Source organism: Acinetobacter sp. NPDC052428, from assembly GCF_044547685.1.
Taxonomy (GTDB): Bacteria; Pseudomonadota; Gammaproteobacteria; order Pseudomonadales; family Moraxellaceae; genus Acinetobacter; species Acinetobacter lwoffii_G.
In genome coordinates this window covers 1-17,819 of sequence record NZ_JBIUAT010000003.1, presented here as the reverse complement: position 1 = coordinate 17,819, position 17,819 = coordinate 1, and the positions used below count along the sequence as shown (strand labels likewise).

The window sequence follows — 17,819 nt, the reverse complement described above, 5'->3', positions numbered from 1 at the left end:
GGCATGAATTTGGCTGATCGTGATGGTTTCATTTGGCAAGATGGACAACTAGTTGACTGGCGTGAGGCAAAAACTCACGTATTAACACATACTTTGCATTACAGCATGGGTGTGTTTGAAGGTGTCCGAGCTTATGAAACCCCGAATGGAACGGCTATTTTCCGTCTAAAAGAACATACCAAGCGTTTGTTGAATTCTGCAAAAATTTATCAAATGAAAGTTCCATTTGATCAAGCAGCATTAGAACAGGCTCAAATTGATGTTGTTCGTGAAAACAAATTAGCGTCTTGCTATTTACGTCCAATTATTTTTATTGGTTCTGAAAAACTCGGTATCGCTGCAACTGACAATACCATTCATGCCGTAGTTGCGGCATGGAGCTGGGGGGCGTACCTGGGCGAAGAAGCAATGGCGAAGGGTATTCGCGTAAAAACTTCTTCATTTACCCACCATCATCCGAACGTGACCATGTGTAAGGCCAAAGCATCAGGTAACTACACCTTGTCCATTCTTGCACATCAGGAAGTGGCGCATTCAGGTTATGACGAAGCAATGCTGCTCGACCCGCAAGGCTATGTATGCCAAGGTTCAGGTGAAAACGTATTCCTGGTGCGTGATGGCGTGATTCATACGCCTGATATCGCAGGCGGTGCATTGGATGGTATTACCCGTCAAACCATTATTACTATTGCTAAAGACCTGGGTTATGACGTAATTGAACGCCGTATTACCCGTGATGAGTTCTACATCGCAGATGAAGCATTCTTTACCGGTACTGCTGCAGAAGTCACACCAATCCGTGAATACGATGATCGTCAGATTGGTGAGGGTGTACGTGGTCCAATCACCACTCAAATCCAGAAAGCATACTTCGATGCAGTTCAGGGCAAAGACCCTAAATATGCACACTGGTTAACTTATGTGAAGTAATTAAGAATTTACTGATTGAAAAAACCTCTCATTTGAGAGGTTTTTTTTAACTGATGTACTTATTCTGCCGAACTTATGTCATCATATTCACCATCAAGAAGATTTTAAGATGAGCTTAGGCATACGCAATGAGTAACATCGTTATTTGTATGAAATGGGGAACCAAATACGGTTCGGAATACGTCAATCGTTTATACAATATGGTTAAACGACACACGACAGTCGACTTTAAAATGGTCTGTCTGACGGATCGTACTGAAGGCATTGATCCTGCGGTGCAATGTTTTCCTATTCCACCTTTGGCATTGCCTGAAGGTGCACCTGAGCGTGGCTGGAACAAGCTATCTACTTTTGAACCTGATCTTTATGGTTTGGAAGGCAATGCACTCTTCCTCGATCTTGATGTAGTGATTGTCGATAATATCGATGAGTTCTTTACCTATCCGGGCGACTTCCTGATTATCCATGATTGGAAACGGCCGTGGCGTATCACCGGTAATAGTTCGGTTTACCGGTTTAAGTTGGGTGCTTTCCCGGGTCTATTACCTTATTTCCGTGAAAACTTTGATGAAATCCGTAAAAAATTCCGTAATGAGCAAGCCTATTTGTCTTGGTACGTAGACCGTGAAGGTAAACAGACATACTGGCCAGAAAGCTGGTGCAAGAGCTATAAATATCATTGCCTGCAAAAAATTCCGATGGCTTATTTTAAGCCGCCGGTAAAACCTGAAGGTGCCAAAATTATTGTATTCCATGGTGAAATTAATCCGCCAGATGCAGTGAATGGTGGGGGTGGGAAATGGTATCGTTATGTGTTGCCATCGCAGTGGATTAAAGATGCTTGGCAGTGAGTTATAGAGTTTATTCAAGCTAATTGTTGATTAGAAGTATTATGGAAAAAATAGATTTTGTTATTGCGTGGGTCGATGGCAATGATGTAAAGCATCGACTTAAAAGGCAACAGTTTCAATCTACTAATATCGTAAAAGGTTCAGCAGAAGAAACTCGATTTGCTAGTAATGATGAAATCTATTTTTCAATTGCTTCAATTCTTAAATATGTTCCCTATTTTGGAACAATTTATATTATTACGGATGAACAGCAGCCTGCACATATTCATGATTTTTTCGAACAGGGATTATGTGCTCCTGAGCAGATAAAAATAATTGATCATAGAACAATATTTGCTGGTCATGAGCAATACTTGCCTACATTTAATTCTTTAAGTATTGAAACCATGCTTTGGAATATTCCAGGGTTATCAAAGTATTTTATTTATTTGAATGATGATTTCTTTTTTAATGTCTCATCTGAATTAGATGATTTTTTAGTTGGTGACCAGATAAAAGTCTATGGACATTGGGAAAATAACTCCTTAATTAAAGCAAAATTTAATCTACGTAAAGGTCTTAATAAATATTTTGGTAAACCTTTACAGCCTAAATATACAATTGCTCAAATGCTTAGTGCTGAATTATGTGGATTTAATAAATATTATGAAATTCATCATCGTCCCCATATATTGGATCGTAATGTACTACAAAAGTATTTTCAAAAATACCCTACAACATTAGCTCAACAGATTAAGCATCGTTTTAGAAGTGCTTTTCAATTTTTACCAGTAGGGTTGAATAATCATTTAAAAATTCGAGAAGAAAAAACAATCTTGTGTAATGATATAAATATTGCTTACTTAAAAAATGAAGCTTCAGTATCTACATTTTTATCAGACCTGAATAATCCAGCTGTTAAATTCGGTTGTATTCAGAGTTTAGATCAATTTGATCCAAAAGAAGCAGAAAAGGTATCTTTTGCTTTAATTGCTAAATTTAAAAACTATTTACCTCTATCTATTCAGCATTAAGAGTTAATCATGAAAGTTGTAACTTATTTAATTAATTTAGACGGAAGTGATGAGCGTCTAGCTGCAGCAACTCAGCAGCTTAATAGTGTGGGCTGGAGGTTTGAACGTTTTGCTGCTTATGATGGTCGGGGTAAAGCACTCTCTGAATTCATAAATTATAATGACGATCAAACTAATAAGGTATTAGGTCGTAGTTTAATGAATTCCGAGTTAGGTTGTTATTTAAGTCATTATGGATGTGCTGAAAAATTTTTAGCCACTGATGCAGATTATTTAGTGGTTCTGGAAGATGACCTTAAAATTAATAGTGACTTTAAGATTAAAATTGACAGCATCATTGAATATTTGCACCAACATCAAGATTTAAACTGGTATCTTATTAATATTGCTTCAAAAAAGAAAAAACTAGCAAAAGATATTACGCAAATAGGGGATATAAGTCTATGGCATGCTTTTTATTTCCCAATTCGTGGCTTAGGGTTAATCTGGTCGCGGCAGGGAGCACAGACTTTTGTTGAGGCAGGCAAAACTATAAATATGCCGGTTGATATCTTCTTCCAGTCTTGGTTAAGTCAAAATGGCAAAGGTTTAGGGATTTGGCCACCACTAGTGAAGCCAGCAGGGGTCGATAGTGATATTTTGGGAACAGTTGCTACTCAGGGGATTTCTCGTAAAGCACTTGAAAATAGAAGCAGCTCCTATGGCTTTAAAAAGCAGAAGCGTATGTGGCGTGATCGTTATCATGCACTAAAATATCTGCTAAATTCTTAAAATTCATCGAATATCTTAATAATTGAATATTTATCATTAAAGGAATAAATCAATGAGCATGTTGGAAATAATTTAGATGAAAATATTTAAAAAAACTTATTATATGCTTAAGTTTTATATCATGTATTTTTACAAGATTAGAGGCACGAATTTAAAAATTCATAATTACGCAAATATGATTACGCTTAATCCAAAGCCAGAAGAAGTTAAAATACCTAAGCTGATTTGGCTGTATTGGGAGGGGGATGTACCATTATTTGTGGAAAAATGCATAGAAAATATAAAGCTAATAAATGCAAATTATGAGGTTCATTTTTTAACACCAACAACTGTTGATCAATTTATACAGATAGATTTTGATTCTTTAAATATTCATCTACCTCAGCATAAAGCTGATTTAATCAGATTTAAATTACTTTATGTTTATGGAGGAATCTGGTTAGATGCAAGTATTATCGTTTATGAAAATTTAGATTGGATTCAAGAGTTGGTTTCTCAAAATCAGACCGAAAGTTTTGCCTATTATCGTAAAAAAAACACTACCAATATTGATTCTCCAGTCATCGAGAATTGGCTTTTAGCAACGGCTCCTAACAATAGGTTTTTTAAAGATTGGTTTGATGAGTTGGTGAACGCCATGCAGGTTGGCCCTAAAACATATATCAATGAAATTAAACGTGCTGTGCCAAATTATGAGAGAATATTTCAAAAGATTAGTAATTTAGAGTACCTGATTTCCTATGTAGTGTGTCAGGTGATTATGCTGAAAGCATTGCCTAGTATTACTTTAATTGATTGTGATCAAAATGCCTTTTACTATCAGGTAAAAAATAAATGGGTCAAAGAAAAAACATTAATTGAAATGGCAATCAATCATCATTCAGGTGAATACCCTAAATTGATTAAATTTGCCGGTAAAGAGCGTAAACATATAGGCGAATTTTATGAAAAAGGAATGTATTTTCAAGATTCACTGCTAGATTTCCATGATGATCAGAGTAAAACCTTATCTTAACGCTCTATCAGGTTGGATGATCTGAACCACTTAGAGGATGGTGTCTTGTTCGAGCGTTAATTTCTTAAATGATTTGATAAGACTATGGGGTGAAAGATTATAAACAGACACTTTTTGACTTTCAAAGAAATAGGCTGCTGTTTCAAATGCCGCTATGATTGATTGGGTGTGCTGGTTTAATAAGGTAGGTTGTTTTGCATCTAAAGTTTCATAAAATCGTGGTAGGTCGAAGTTATTCATATCCACACCTGCAATATAGATATGTTGGTAATTTAATCCTGACATAATCTGTAATGCGGTATAAGCCACGGTATAGTAGTCAAATACTGTGTCATACATGTGTGTAGAAAAGCCAAAACCATTGTAGAAGTAATTACTCTTAACTTTTTCATCAACATGAATAGTGTTTCCCATAAAAAGTTCATTTTTACAGTTACTCGTGATTTCAATAATTTTAAATTGGCAACGAATCTGTTCGATTTTTACTTTTCTTAGAATATAGTCTAAGCAACGTGCGGTGGTGAAAAAATTGCATGCTGTGTCTAAAACCCGCTCAACGAGATCAAAACGATTTTGTACAAAATCATGATCAATAATGACATAGTGTTGAAAAGTGACCTCATTCAAAGCGATTGCTCCATTGACGCCAATATAGTCCAGTTTCTCATATTTAAAAAATTTATCAGGAATCTTTTTAATCGATGGTCCTGTTGCGATCAGCATACATTTTGAATGTTTATTCTTTAAGTTAAGCGTATGGTCTGCAATTAAGGTATTCCTAAAAAAAACTTGATCAATTTGACCCGATGCATTACGAACCACACGGTAAAAAGGCCAATAGCGTCTGTTGTGTTTGTAAGTACTCGGTTTTAAAAGTTTATAGGTATATTTTGTCAAATTTCGAACGAAATGGTTGAAAATTAAACCACACATATTCTTGTCTCTTTCATAGCTTATTTCTATGAGTTATATCAAGTTTATTTGAGAATAATCTAATTGATAAGATGATTCAGTTGCTTAGAGGGTTAATGATCTAAATTAAATGAATCACGCTTGGTTTTAAACTTGCTCAGGAGCCTCTTAAACCAAGGCTGGGATGTTTCTGACCGAGTAATGTTATTGCCCGAGTATTTTTTTTGAGATGCTTTGTGAAATTTTCCGTAGGGTGTAATTGTATAGTCCTCAAGTTGGTATCCGGCAGAAAGGGCTTCGTGATAGTATTGGTCAAAAAGTGTTGTCAGGTCCGCTCGGGGGTGAGGAATAATTTCGCCATCAAACCAATGTGTTGAATTATTGTGTTGAAGACGAGGAATTGAATATTTGTGACTAAACTGGGTGCCCATATCGGAATAATGCAAAATTTTAATCTCGTTGATACTTAGATTTTCACCATCGATGCAATTAAAATGATCATTATAAGCTTGAACCAATGACGGTTCTTTTTGAATTTGTCTCATCAGACTTTGATGACTGGCAGGGTTACTTTTTAATTCCTCAATTCTAGGAAGAAAATGTTTGGCCTTTTCACAATCCCAGACACAAGTGCATAAACGGGCTGAGCTTCCCCCCTTGGCTGCCACAATAGCATTGGCTTCAATAGGATGTTCCCAGAGTAGTGCAAGATCATCGAGTACAATGACATCTGTATCCATGTAAATGGCTTTACCTTGAAATTGACAATACTCTGGAATAGCCCACCGAAATCCGGAAAAAGGTGTCGCCCAGTTTTCTGTTCTCCATCCTTGATTCGATTTCGGATCAGAATACCAATAGCTAGAAGGATCACGCGAAAGTTGCATCCAAATAATTTCTACAGGCTGCTGGGTATGTTTTTTAATGCTGTAGTCTAAAACCATCATTTGTTCTAAATCACAGTTGTTTGGGTCACAGCCTATAAAAATTTTGATTGTTTTGAGACTCATTTTTATCAATTATTTTGTGATATGATAATGTATATTAAAACAAAGACTATATAAAAACAAAGACTACATAAGATTTACTATGTTTTTTATTTATTCTATTATAATTAAAACTTAAATAAAATAATCGAATTTATTTCAATGACTTCTTTGGTTTTTAAATAAATTACAATAACTTATGTGTATTATATTGTTATATAATTACGAAAAAAATTTAAAATTATAGTTTTTTATCACACTTTTATCTATGATTTTAAACTTAAATTGGTAGAAAATTAAAAGGATTCTTAATGTTGACAGTTTTTGGTTTTCATACAGATGATAAACTATATACGAAGCATGCTCAAATTTTAGCTGAATCAGCAAAAAAATTTAATATTCATATTCTATTAAAGCAATTTTCAAAAGATGACTGGCAAACCATTATTGCATTTAAGCCTGTGTTTATTTCGCAAATGCGTCGTGAAACTCATGGCCCACTTTTATTTGTTGATGCTGATGCTATAATTCTTGAGGATATCCGGCCATACTTCAATGCAATTGAAGAAGATATTGCAGTACATTACATAGATAATAAGCGTTTAATTAGTAGTACTATTTTTATAAATGACACTAAAAATGCACATTCTCTGATGGATGAATGGGAGAAGCGTATGTTGCAAAATCCAACTATTTGGGATCAGATTATTTTACAAAACTTGGTTGATGAGTGGCATGATGCAGGCCTTATTACATTAAAAAAGCTACCACCAAACTATACATTTATTTTTGATACATCTCGTAATTTATATGGGGATAAGATTCAACCTAGTATTGAACAATTACAAGCAAGTAGAGATAAGCGTTGGATACAGAAATATGAGCAAAGAAATTCAATTTATCAATGGATAATGCGTTCTTCTCTACTGTCAAAAAGTACTAAAAAGATTGTTAAACGACATAATGAAGTTAATGCACGAACAACAAAGTTAGGAATCGATATTAAGTTAACTTTAAGTGATTTAATTGAATAATTAAAATTTATTGATAAATATTACTTTCATCAATTATTTTCCTAAACCTCTTATACCCCCACAAATACTGTTCTGGAGCGACATTAATCATTCGCTCCATTTCTTTATTTAAGGTATCAACCGACAGTCGTAAATCTTTAGATAAAATATCATTTGATAATTTAGTCACGTAAATATCATAGCCGGATAAATCATTACGTCTGAGACAGCTTAAACCTACGACTGAACATTGTGTTTTAGCTGCCAGTTTGGAAAGAAGCGTAGAGGACAGCGCATTTTGACCATAAAAATAAGAATAGATTCCACCAGATTCTTTAGGAACATGATCCGGCAAAATTGCAGAAAAACCACCCTGTTTTAAATACTTAAACACAGCACGTACACCAGAGTCATCGGTTGGAACCAGTGTCGCATTCAGGCGTTGCCGAGCTTCCAGCATAAAACGATCGACATCTTGATTCTTACTAGGCTTATACATAATCACAGGGGCGGTGTGTTGATTCACCCAGACATTCAACAGCTCCCAAGTGCCAAAATGAGGCACCACAGCCAAGCAGCCCTGAGGATTTTGTAAAGCCTGAAGGAAAATGTCTTCGCCATGCACATCTCGAATTAAAGACAGCGCATATTCAGAAGATGAACCCCAAATTTTGACTGATTCTGCATACGTCATGCACTGACTTTTGAGGCTGTGTTTGGTCAAATCAGCCCGTTCAACTTCAGAAAGTTCAGGATAAGCAGAGGCCAGATTAATCTCAGTCACTCGGCGTGCAGAAGAATGACTGAGATACAAAAGAGACCCAGCCAGTTGCGCAAGATTTTGAATGAATCTTAATGGAAGCTTGGAGAAATTTTTGAGTAGGGTGTACATGGTATCCAGATGGTCAGATTATAGGTCTTTGTCCGGATTGCCCTTCAGCACCATATATATCAAACCTACAAAAATCAGCAGGGCGCCTAAAATACTGCTCAGGCAAAAATACACAATACGGTCATTGGTATCGAGGTTGAACAGGTTGTTGGCAAGGATATAGCGCATGAACAGCCATTGAACCACTGAAAATACAATAAGCATAATGCTGCGATTACGAACTGCAGGACGCATAGCCATTGCTAATTACCTTAGATTGAAAACTGTCGCTATTATGCCACTGTTCCAGATGCGACTCAATCTTACAAAAAAGCCCCGCACGAGGCAGGGCTTTTTCACTTAAAACGTCAAGAAATTATTCTTGAGATTCAGCTTTTGGTTTTTCACGTAAGCGAATACCAAGGTCACGCAGTTGGTTTGATTCAACTGGTGCTGGCGCTTGAGTCAATGGACATTCAGCAGTCTTGGTTTTCGGGAACGCAATCACGTCACGAATTGAAGAACCGCCAGTCATGAGCATCACAAGACGGTCAAGACCAAATGCCAAACCACCATGCGGAGGAGCACCGTAACGTAATGCATTTAACAAGAAGCTGAATTTCTCTTCTGCTTCTTCTTCACCAATGCCAAGCGCTTCAAAGATCGCTTTTTGCATTTCAAGGTTATGGATACGCAGTGAACCACCACCGATTTCAGTACCGTTCAATACCATATCGTAAGCCACAGAAAGCGCAGCGCCTGGGTTGTTCTTCACTTCTTCTACGCTAGATTTAGGCAGCGTGAATGGGTGATGCACAGATGTCCATTTACCATCATCAGTTTCTTCGAACATTGGGAAATCAACAACCCAAAGTGGCGCCCACTCGCAAGTTGCAAGTTTCATGTCATGACCGATCTTCACACGAAGCGCGCCCATGGCATCGTTTACAACTTTCGCTTTGTCTGCACCGAAGAATACGATGTCGCCATTTTCAGCGCCAACACGTTTCAATAGATCAAGCACGATTGGCTCGATGAATTTCACGATTGGAGATTGAAGACCTTCGATACCTTTTTCAAGTTCGTTGACTTTGATGTAAGCCAAACCGCGTGCACCGTAGATGCCTACAAACTTCGTATATTCATCAATCGCGCTACGTGGAAGTGAACCAGCACCCGGTACGCGAAGCGCAACGATACGGCCTTTAGGATCTTTTGCAGGACCTGCGAATACTTTGAACTCAACGTCTTGCATCAAGTCTGCAACGTCAACCAGTTTCAAAGGAATACGCATATCTGGTTTGTCAGATGCATAGTCACGCATTGCATCGTTATAGGTCATGCGTGGGAATTTATCAAACTCTACGTTTAGAAGTTCTTTGAACATCTTCACAGTTAAAGTTTCCATTAAATCCATGATGTCATCGTCACTCATGAACGATGTTTCAACGTCGATTTGGGTGAATTCAGGCTGACGATCCGCACGTAAGTCTTCATCACGGAAACATTTAGCGATTTGGTAGTAACGATCAATACCGCCCACCATCAACAACTGTTTGAACAGCTGTGGAGATTGTGGCAGTGCATAGAAGCTACCATTAGATACACGGCTTGGAACTAGATAGTCACGTGCACCTTCAGGAGTCGCACGAGTTAAGATCGGAGTTTCAACGTCTAGGAAGCCATTGTCTTCGAAGTAGTTACGAATCAGGTTGGTTAACTTAGAACGGAAGCGTAAACGATCTAGCATTTCTGGACGACGGATATCCAGGAAACGGTATTTCAAACGGATTTCTTCAGAAATATTGGTGTTTTCGTCATTCAAAGGGAATGGCGGAGTTTCAGACTGAGCAAGAACTTCAATTTCTTTACCCAAGACTTCGATTTGACCGCTCACCATATTGGCATTTTCTGTGCCTTCATAACGGCGACGTACACGGCCTGTAATTTTTAATACAAATTCTGAACGTACTTTATCAGCAGTTGCGAATGCTTCAGGAGTATCTGGGTCAATAACCACTTGAACAAGACCATCACGGTCACGCATGTCAAGGAAGATTACACCACCGTGGTCACGGCGACGGTGTACCCAACCGCATAATGTTACGGTTTGGTCAATTTGAGCTTCGGTTAAAGAACCGCAGTAATGAGTTCGCATCATAGCGTTAGAAATCCAACTATATGGGTTAAGGTCAGCGAATACGTAAACAGCGTACCGCTTTGAGTAAAGGTAGGATTATGCCTCTTTGGGCATGTTGTCACAAGAACTTGGGTCAAAAACAATATCATTTTAAAGTGAATAGGCGCAAAGCCAGTGCTTTGTTTAACCCATCCTGCGATCTCTGTCTAAAAATAAAAACAATAAACAGCCCAGACTGAAGGTGATCAAAAAGCCTTGACTAAATTCATTGATAGAGCGACCAGTAAAATAATAGAGGTCCGATTGCCAGACTTCCGTAGAAATATAGCGCGCATAATCCCAGACCGAAAATAGGCCGGTAAATATAGAAAAGAGCAATAAGCCCCAGGCGAAAGACTTGATTCTTAGGCTGACTGCAAGATATTGCTGATGAGTTTTATAGTAATGCAGGCTCATCCACAAGATAAGAGGCAAGACAATCACTGAGGTACCAATCTGTAAAATCCGGTGCAGCGGATAACTTTGTCCAAACAACTGAAAATGTTGGGCTAAGACGTCATGGAAGGCAAAAGTTCGAAAATCGACGTGAGTCAGTCCATCCCAGATTAAATGGGTGGCTGTACCAATGATGAGTGCAAGACACATCACCAGGATGAATTTTAGTGCTGAAAGGATATTGTGAATCTTTAAATCATGCTGAATACCGATGAAACGGTAAATCACGGGCCGGTAAATTAGGTACCAGACTGCGCAAAAAGCCAGACCAATCCAGAGATCCGGATGAATCAACGAAGACCATAAATGGGTAATATTAGAATTAGTATGAGTAAACAGACGATGTAGATCGGGAACCATGCTCCCAATGGCCAGCGCAGCAACAGGGAGTCTATTCCCAGTCAAATATGAAATAGGGGGAGCAAGCACAGCATGCGACAAGGTAAAAGGCATAAAAATGATGTTTTAATGTAATCAAAAATATTCAAAGGACATTCTATTGACATCCTCTCCTTCTTAAAAGAGGGAGATTCCTACTTCTAGACGCTTATGCCCAAGCGCAAGAATGTTCAGGGCAGAATTTAAATCCCGCTGCCAGGCTGTACCGCAGTTCTGGCATGTCCATTCTCTCATTCCAAGATCAACCCTACCTTTCGGACTACTGCTTGATATTTGCTTACAGCACGAGCAGATCTGGGTGGTATAGGACTCATTGACTTCTTCAAACAATACGCTTGCGTTCTCGCATTTATACTTGAGCATTGTTTTGAGTGCTGAAAATCCTGTATCCAGGACCGACTTCGCCATCCTGGTTTTGAGCAGTTTCTTCGCACTCAAGTCACCTACAACAATCAGTGCATTCTCCCTCACCAGTTGGGTGCTGGCCTTGTGCAAATGGTCTTTACGACAGTTTGCAATTTTGGCGTGTAATGCACGGACACGCTTTTTATTTCTCGCTCGTTGAGCAATTCCTAGTTTCTGTTCATATTTTCGATAGAACTTGGGATTGGAAATGATAGTTCCATCCGAACAGGTCGCAATATCTTTTAAGCCAAGATCAATACCAATCGCTTTGGTAGTGGTGGGTTTCTCAGCTTTAGGGCTATCCACCACCAGGCAGACATACCAGCGCCCGCGAGCATCCTCAACGAATGCGCCTGTTTTAATGCTGTATTGGCTTAATCCGTAGCTGTCCCATAGCTTGAATTGGTGCTTACCGTATTGAACAGATCCATCAGCAGATTTGATGGCTACTTTTTTAAAGGGTATCCAACCAAGAGAGCGCCTTGCTGATTTCTTGTTACTTACACGCCATTTTAGCTTTGCTTTTTTGAATTGCTTGCGTCTTGTTACTAATTCTTCTGTCACAGCCTGAATGGTTTGACTATGTAGGCTGCATTCTTTAGATGCGCCTTTTGTGTATTTCGATACATCGTAAGCTGATAGAAATTCACCTTTTCTTTTTAAATGTTTGAACCCTAAATCATTGACATAATTCCAGACAAAGTTCACCTCAGATGCTAATTGGTCTAGCACCTTGCAATGTTTGTCTTTTATTCGTAATTTAAGTGTTTTCATGGGCTTATATTAGCTCATGTTAAATTAAAAGTGTGAATTTAAAAAAAATCCAACGACATTTTATGTCGTGTCACTTATATCTCTGTCATGAAGGACGGAGTTTTACGCTCCATTTGATAAAATATATCACTGAGTGTCGTAAAGGATTGCAAAAACAATGAAATGTTATATTATAACATTCATCCAGATTACTGAATTTGAGCTTCGGTCATGTCCTTCCCTAAGAATCTAATAACATTGTCAATTTTTGCTGTAGTTGCGCCTACAGTATTTGCAGAGCAATCCTCATCTTCTATCCCGGTTCAGACCATGGACACGATTCAGGTGCAAGCTCATCCATTGGTGCAGACTGCGGCGGATTTTGCGGTTGCGGATCAGGTCGTGGATCAGAAAGCGCTGTCTGAACGTGCCACTACCATTGGTGATGCCTTGGCAGATGAGCTTGGTGTTTATTCTAATCAATATGGTTCAGGCTCAAGCCGTCCGGTGATTCGTGGTCAAGATGGTCCACGCGTGAAAGTGTTGCAGCATGCTTCTGAAACAGCGGATGTATCCACTTTGTCTCCTGACCATGCTGTCACCGTTGATCCGATTCTGGCGAAACAGGTCGAAGTGATTCGCGGTCCATCTACATTGCTTTATGGTGCCGGTACAGTCGGTGGGTTGGTGAATGTCACTGATCAAAAAATCCCAACTCAAATGCCTGAAGGTGGTCTGGAAGGTACAGTCGGCCTGCGTTATAATTCAGGCAGTGATGAAAAACTGGCAAGTGCTGGTGTGACAGCGGGTATTGGTGAAAACTTTGCTTTGCGGGTAGAAGGCTCAAAGCGTAAAGCCAATGATTATATTGCGCCGGATTATGTAGTAGAAGAGCCGCATGGAGATCACTCACACTTTCATAAAGAACGTCGTGTGGGCAATACTTTTACTGAAGGGCAGACAGTCAATATTGGTGGAGCATGGATTCATGACCGTGGTTTTGTTGGATTGTCCTATAGTAACCGTCAGGATCAATATGGCTTGCCGGGACATAGTCATGAATATCATGGTTGTGGGCCTGATGAGAATGATCGCAATCAATTGGCATGTCCTCCACATGATGATGGTACTGAAGAAGGCGAACATGCGCATGGCGGACCGTGGGTCGATTTAGAGTCACATCGTTATGATCTGCGTACCGAACTGAATAACCCTTTTGCCGGTGTAGAAAAACTACGTGCACATGCCAGTTTTACTGACTATGAACATGATGAACTGGAAGAAAATGAAATCATCAGTAACTTTAAAAGTAAGGGTTATGATAGTCGTCTAGAGTTGGTACATGTGCCAGTTGCAGGTTGGGAAGGTGTAGTTGGAGCGCAATATAGCCAACAAAAGATTGATCTTTCAGGTCAATTAGAGCCACATGATGACCATTTCCATGAGGCTGTCGTGATGCCTGATACCAAAACTGAAAAATACAGTTTATTTGGGTTAGAGCATAAGCAACTTGGCGATGTGCATGTTGAGTTGGGCGCACGCGTTGAGCATCAAAAAGTGGATGTCGACTCTCGTCGTAAAAAAGATTATTCCGATACAGGTGTATCTGCATCCACGGCTGCCAATTGGGAATTTACACCAAACTATAAGCTTTCTGTAGTGGGTTCACATCAACAACGTTTGCCACTTGCTCAGGAACTCTATGCAGACGGGATTCACTTCGCAACCAATACTTATGAGCGAGGGAATGAAGATCTGGATGTCGAGAAATCAAATAATCTTGAATTAGGTCTGCATTATGAAGGCGATAAATTGGATTATCACGTGCATGTCTATCACAACTGGTTTGATAATTATATTTATGGTTCAACGACTGATAGTGAAGGTGACTTCCGCTTGGTCGACTATACCCAAGACAAAGCCAGATTCTATGGTACAGAAGCACAAGCCGGGTATCAGATCAATGATATGTATAAGCTCAGCGTCTTTGGGGACTATGTACGTGGCAAGATTGAAGCTGAGAATGCACCACGTGTACCTGCAGGTCGCTTAGGCACTAAAGTCGAAGCAGACTTTGCCAATGGCTGGTCAGGTTTGGCTGAGTATTATCATGTCTTTAATCAGGACAAAATCGCCAGCTATGAAGATGAAACCCAAGGCTACAATATGGTGAATGTTGGCCTGAGTTATGCCAATAACCTTGCAGATAACAATGCTTATCGTGTTTATTTCAAGGCCAATAACCTGCTTGATGATCAGGTGTATTCACATACTTCCTTCCTGTCGAATATTCCGCAAGTCGGCCGCAACTTTACCGTCGGCGTGCAGTATGATTTCTAACAGGTCTACTGAAATAATCGATCAAATCATCTAGATCTCACTGAAATCTACTTGAAAAATCATAAGATAAAACCTAGCCTGAGTATATTGGGTTAGGTTTTTTCTTATGCGTATCTTTCAACGAATTCACAATAAATTGAACTGGTCGAATCGCCGTTATGCGACTTTGATCATTAGTATGCTGGCCGTGGGTTATCTGGCTTCGGCGATCTACCACACGTATAAGCCTTTGCCGGAAGGTCTGAATTACACGGGCAAGTTGCGTCATGCCGAAGTCAAATTTCTAGCCGATCAGACTTATCTGGATGCCGAAGGAAAACAGCATTTAGATCATCGCATTTTTAATGAAATGCTGAAAATGATTGAAGAAGCCAAATCACTGATTGTGCTGGACATGTTTTTATTTAATCAGCAAACCGGTGCATCTACGCAGCAGCATCAGGCACTGAGTCAACAGCTGAGTGATGCTTTAATCAGTAAGCGTCTGCTGCAGCCTGAGGTGGAAATCAAGTTTATTACCGATCCGATCAATTCAGTTTATGGCGGGATTAGATCCGAGCAGTATCGGGAATTACGTCAGCACGGCATCGATGTCATTGAAACCAATCTGACGCCGTTGCGGGCTTCCAATCCAAGCTGGTCAGGCTTCTGGTATATCTGTTGCCAGGGCATTGGCAATAATCCGGAAACAGGCTGGTTGCCGAATCCATTTGGAACAGAAAAAATTACTCTGCGCAGTTATTTTGATTTATTTAACTTTAAAGCCAATCATCGCAAAACCATGGTGGTGGATACCGATCAAGGCTGGAAAGCACTGGTCACGTCCATGAACCCGCATGATGGCAGTTCGCGGCATTCCAATATTGGCTTATTGGTCTGGGGCAGCACAGCCGTCGATATTCTGAAAACAGAACTGTCTGTGGGCAGGATGTCACAAGCGAATATGCCAGCCATTGTCGCCGGAGATTTTCAGGCAGACAGCAGCCAGCCACAAGCTCAGGTGCTGACTGAAAAAGCCATTTATGATGCAATTCTGAATCTGATTCAGACGGCGAAAGTCAATGAGCAGATTGATCTGGCGATGTTTTATCTGTCTGAGCGCAAAATTATCAAAAGTCTGATCGCGGCCCATGAACGTGGTGTCAAAGTCCGGATTTTACTCGACCCAAATAAAGATGCTTTTGGCCGTGAAAAGAATGGAATTCCAAACCGGCAGGTGGCTTCAGAATTGCACGAGGCAGGTATCGAGGTGCGCTGGTGTCGTACTCAGGGTGAGCAATGTCATAGCAAAATACTAATGAAGCGCAGCGCTCAGCAAGCTGAAATGATTTTAGGTTCGGCCAATTTTACGGTGCGCAATTTGAAAAACTATAATCTAGAAACCAATATGCGCGTGGTCGGTCAACCTCAGGCTGAAGTTTTCAGGGAGGCCCAGCAATATTTTGAGGGGGCATGGTCAAATCTGAATGGCCGTTCTATGAGTGTGGACTACACGCAATATGCAGAAAACTCATTCTTTAAATATTGGCTGTATCGCTTTATGGAATGGAGCGGCTGGTCAACGTTTTGATTTTAAATCCCTCCTGACTTCTCTTTTTTTAAAGGGAGGAAAGTCCCTCTTTGAAAAAGAGGGATTTAGGGAGATTTTTTATGATCAGCTTTTTGATTCTGGATTCGGTGGAACCAGCTGATCCAGCTCTTTATCCGTTAATTCATCCAGCTCAGAAATATCGGTTTTAATTTTCCATTGGGTTTCATCATCGACTGGATTTGGCAGACGCGCTTCTAACCAGTCACAAACCACATCTGGCGGGAAATCTGCGTGATTACACTGGATTACCCAAGACAGGAAATCTTTGGCTACACCATTCATATATGGCGGTGGCGAAACTGGAAGAAACTGAGTTGGGAGACGTTCATTTTTAGAAATATAATTCAGGACATGACCTAGTTCTTGCACAGTTTGCCAAGCCAGCGGATGATCTACATTGATCTGGAACTTAAACCACCATGCCTGTTTGCCATCTGAACCATAGCTATCAATCCGTTCTTTCTGAACACTTGGTACTTTAGAAAAATATTCATGTAAACGATCGAAATTTAAATCAGACACAGTATTCAACTCGAAACATTAAAAAAAGCAATTTTAGCATAAAGCAGCAGCCTGCCGACGTGCCTGTCAGATTGAAAATAGGCAAGCGCATTACAAAAAATTGCAGCTCCAACGAGCTTATCCATATTTTCTGCATCTATTTTGTTTAAAATATAAGCAGATTATTCGGAGGAAGCTCAAATGAGAATCGTACTATCGAGTGCAATATTCGCTGCTTTGCTATTGGGGGCTTCTGCACAGACGATGGCTGGCAATGCCTGGGTGGGTTATGGTGGTGTAGACCGATCTGTACCGAATTATCGCAGCGCACCACGATCTTATGATCCACCACGGCAGCATTATCCGCAACGTCCACTGCCACCGCGACCACATTACCCGCAACGACCACCACATTGGGGTTATCCGCCTGCGCAGAGTCAAAGTGGATTAAATATTCAGTATCAGGCACCGACCACCATTTATCAAAATTCGAATAGTTATAGCTGGGTCAATGGTGATCCGAATGTTGCCCGGATTGAAAGTTCGAGATATACGGTAATTACCGATTGGCAGCGTTTAGGACTACCAGCACCGCCACGTGGCAGCTACTGGATTTATGAAAACGGACGCTATGTACTGATGCCGAATCGTTAAACTGCTTTAAATTCTGAACGAATAATTCAGTAATAAGCGTAAATAACTAAAAAGACCAAAATAGTTCCCTCTCCTGTGAGGAGATGAGATACCGTCTTGGTAGTCAATCAGGTTTTGAGATTATTCGACCAATAAATAATCTCTTTGATAGGCAGTCTGATGTTTTAAAACGCCATAAC

The 17,819-nt window shown here is 39.8% G+C and carries 17 protein-coding genes; 9 read left to right on the top strand and 8 right to left on the bottom strand.

Features of this window, described 5'->3' with window-relative positions:
* The first annotated feature begins 3 nt into the window (after positions 1 to 3).
* From ACIG3F_RS03210 to ACIG3F_RS03190, 5 genes are all read left to right on the top strand, one after another.
* Complete coding sequence (locus ACIG3F_RS03210) at positions 4 to 930, top strand: branched-chain amino acid transaminase (RefSeq protein WP_004278329.1); 927 nt, start codon at positions 4 to 6, stop codon at positions 928 to 930.
* 128 nt (positions 931 to 1,058) lie between these two features.
* Complete coding sequence (locus tag ACIG3F_RS03205) at positions 1,059 to 1,781, top strand: hypothetical protein (RefSeq protein WP_004647484.1); 723 nt, start codon at positions 1,059 to 1,061, stop codon at positions 1,779 to 1,781.
* Positions 1,782 to 1,822: 41 nt separating this feature from the next.
* Complete coding sequence (locus tag ACIG3F_RS03200) at positions 1,823 to 2,794, top strand: Stealth CR1 domain-containing protein (RefSeq protein WP_175966674.1); 972 nt, start codon at positions 1,823 to 1,825, stop codon at positions 2,792 to 2,794.
* 9 nt (positions 2,795 to 2,803) lie between these two features.
* Positions 2,804 to 3,565 (top strand): glycosyltransferase family 25 protein, encoded by a 762-nt coding sequence (locus ACIG3F_RS03195; RefSeq protein ID WP_191112201.1) that lies wholly within the window; start codon positions 2,804 to 2,806, stop codon positions 3,563 to 3,565.
* 76 nt (positions 3,566 to 3,641) lie between these two features.
* A complete protein-coding gene (locus ACIG3F_RS03190) occupies positions 3,642 to 4,580 on the top strand; it encodes a glycosyltransferase family 32 protein (protein ID WP_175966678.1) in 939 nt (312 codons plus the stop codon).
* 30 nt (positions 4,581 to 4,610) lie between these two features.
* On the opposite strand, the gene ACIG3F_RS03185 is transcribed toward ACIG3F_RS03190, so the two are convergent.
* Positions 4,611 to 5,513: a lipopolysaccharide biosynthesis protein gene (locus tag ACIG3F_RS03185; protein WP_071850414.1), complete on the bottom strand. Its 903-nt coding sequence runs from the start codon at positions 5,511 to 5,513 to the stop codon at positions 4,611 to 4,613.
* Positions 5,514 to 5,605: 92 nt separating this feature from the next.
* Positions 5,606 to 6,502, bottom strand: a complete 897-nt coding sequence (locus tag ACIG3F_RS03180) for a glycosyltransferase (RefSeq protein WP_191112202.1) — start codon at positions 6,500 to 6,502, stop codon at positions 5,606 to 5,608.
* Positions 6,503 to 6,789: 287 nt separating this feature from the next.
* On the opposite strand from ACIG3F_RS03180, the gene ACIG3F_RS03175 reads away from it, so the two are divergent.
* Positions 6,790 to 7,512 (top strand): putative nucleotide-diphospho-sugar transferase, encoded by a 723-nt coding sequence (locus tag ACIG3F_RS03175; RefSeq protein WP_004278321.1) that lies wholly within the window; start codon positions 6,790 to 6,792, stop codon positions 7,510 to 7,512.
* 7 nt (positions 7,513 to 7,519) lie between these two features.
* On the opposite strand, the gene ACIG3F_RS03170 is transcribed toward ACIG3F_RS03175, so the two are convergent.
* The 5 genes from ACIG3F_RS03170 to ACIG3F_RS03150 form a co-directional block, all read right to left on the bottom strand.
* The gene (locus ACIG3F_RS03170) at positions 7,520 to 8,383 is read right to left on the bottom strand and encodes a lysophospholipid acyltransferase family protein (RefSeq protein WP_175966680.1); all 864 of its coding nucleotides are present in this window, start codon (positions 8,381 to 8,383) and stop codon (positions 7,520 to 7,522) included.
* Positions 8,384 to 8,401: 18 nt separating this feature from the next.
* Positions 8,402 to 8,623, bottom strand: coding sequence for a hypothetical protein (locus ACIG3F_RS03165; RefSeq protein ID WP_004278319.1), 222 nt, complete (start codon positions 8,621 to 8,623; stop codon positions 8,402 to 8,404).
* A 115-nt stretch (positions 8,624 to 8,738) separates the two neighbouring features.
* The gene (gene aspS, locus ACIG3F_RS03160; RefSeq protein WP_005107847.1) at positions 8,739 to 10,523 is read right to left on the bottom strand and encodes an aspartate--tRNA ligase; all 1,785 of its coding nucleotides are present in this window, start codon (positions 10,521 to 10,523) and stop codon (positions 8,739 to 8,741) included.
* A 162-nt stretch (positions 10,524 to 10,685) separates the two neighbouring features.
* Positions 10,686 to 11,450 carry a DUF4184 family protein gene (locus tag ACIG3F_RS03155; RefSeq protein WP_114541331.1) on the bottom strand — a complete coding sequence of 255 codons (765 nt, stop codon included), beginning with the start codon at positions 11,448 to 11,450 and terminating at the stop codon, positions 10,686 to 10,688.
* Positions 11,451 to 11,513: 63 nt separating this feature from the next.
* On the bottom strand, positions 11,514 to 12,575 hold the full coding sequence (locus ACIG3F_RS03150) for an RNA-guided endonuclease TnpB family protein (RefSeq protein ID WP_191112203.1): 1,062 nt from the start codon (positions 12,573 to 12,575) through the stop codon (positions 11,514 to 11,516).
* A gap of 210 nt (positions 12,576 to 12,785) precedes the next feature.
* On the opposite strand from ACIG3F_RS03150, the gene znuD reads away from it, so the two are divergent.
* Both znuD and ACIG3F_RS03140 read left to right on the top strand, forming a co-directional pair.
* Complete coding sequence (gene znuD / locus ACIG3F_RS03145) at positions 12,786 to 14,894, top strand: zinc piracy TonB-dependent receptor ZnuD (protein ID WP_191112204.1); 2,109 nt, start codon at positions 12,786 to 12,788, stop codon at positions 14,892 to 14,894.
* Positions 14,895 to 15,000: 106 nt separating this feature from the next.
* A complete protein-coding gene (locus tag ACIG3F_RS03140; RefSeq protein ID WP_191112205.1) occupies positions 15,001 to 16,464 on the top strand; it encodes a phospholipase D family protein in 1,464 nt (487 codons plus the stop codon).
* An 84-nt stretch (positions 16,465 to 16,548) separates the two neighbouring features.
* Here the strand turns inward: ACIG3F_RS03140 and ACIG3F_RS03135 are convergent, their stop codons facing one another.
* A complete protein-coding gene (locus tag ACIG3F_RS03135) occupies positions 16,549 to 17,007 on the bottom strand; it encodes a hypothetical protein (RefSeq protein WP_129716405.1) in 459 nt (152 codons plus the stop codon).
* Positions 17,008 to 17,187: 180 nt separating this feature from the next.
* Here ACIG3F_RS03135 and ACIG3F_RS03130 point away from each other — a divergent pair, with 180 nt between their 5' ends.
* Positions 17,188 to 17,640, top strand: a complete 453-nt coding sequence (locus ACIG3F_RS03130; protein ID WP_129716407.1) for an RcnB family protein — start codon at positions 17,188 to 17,190, stop codon at positions 17,638 to 17,640.
* Positions 17,641 to 17,819 lie beyond the last annotated feature (179 nt).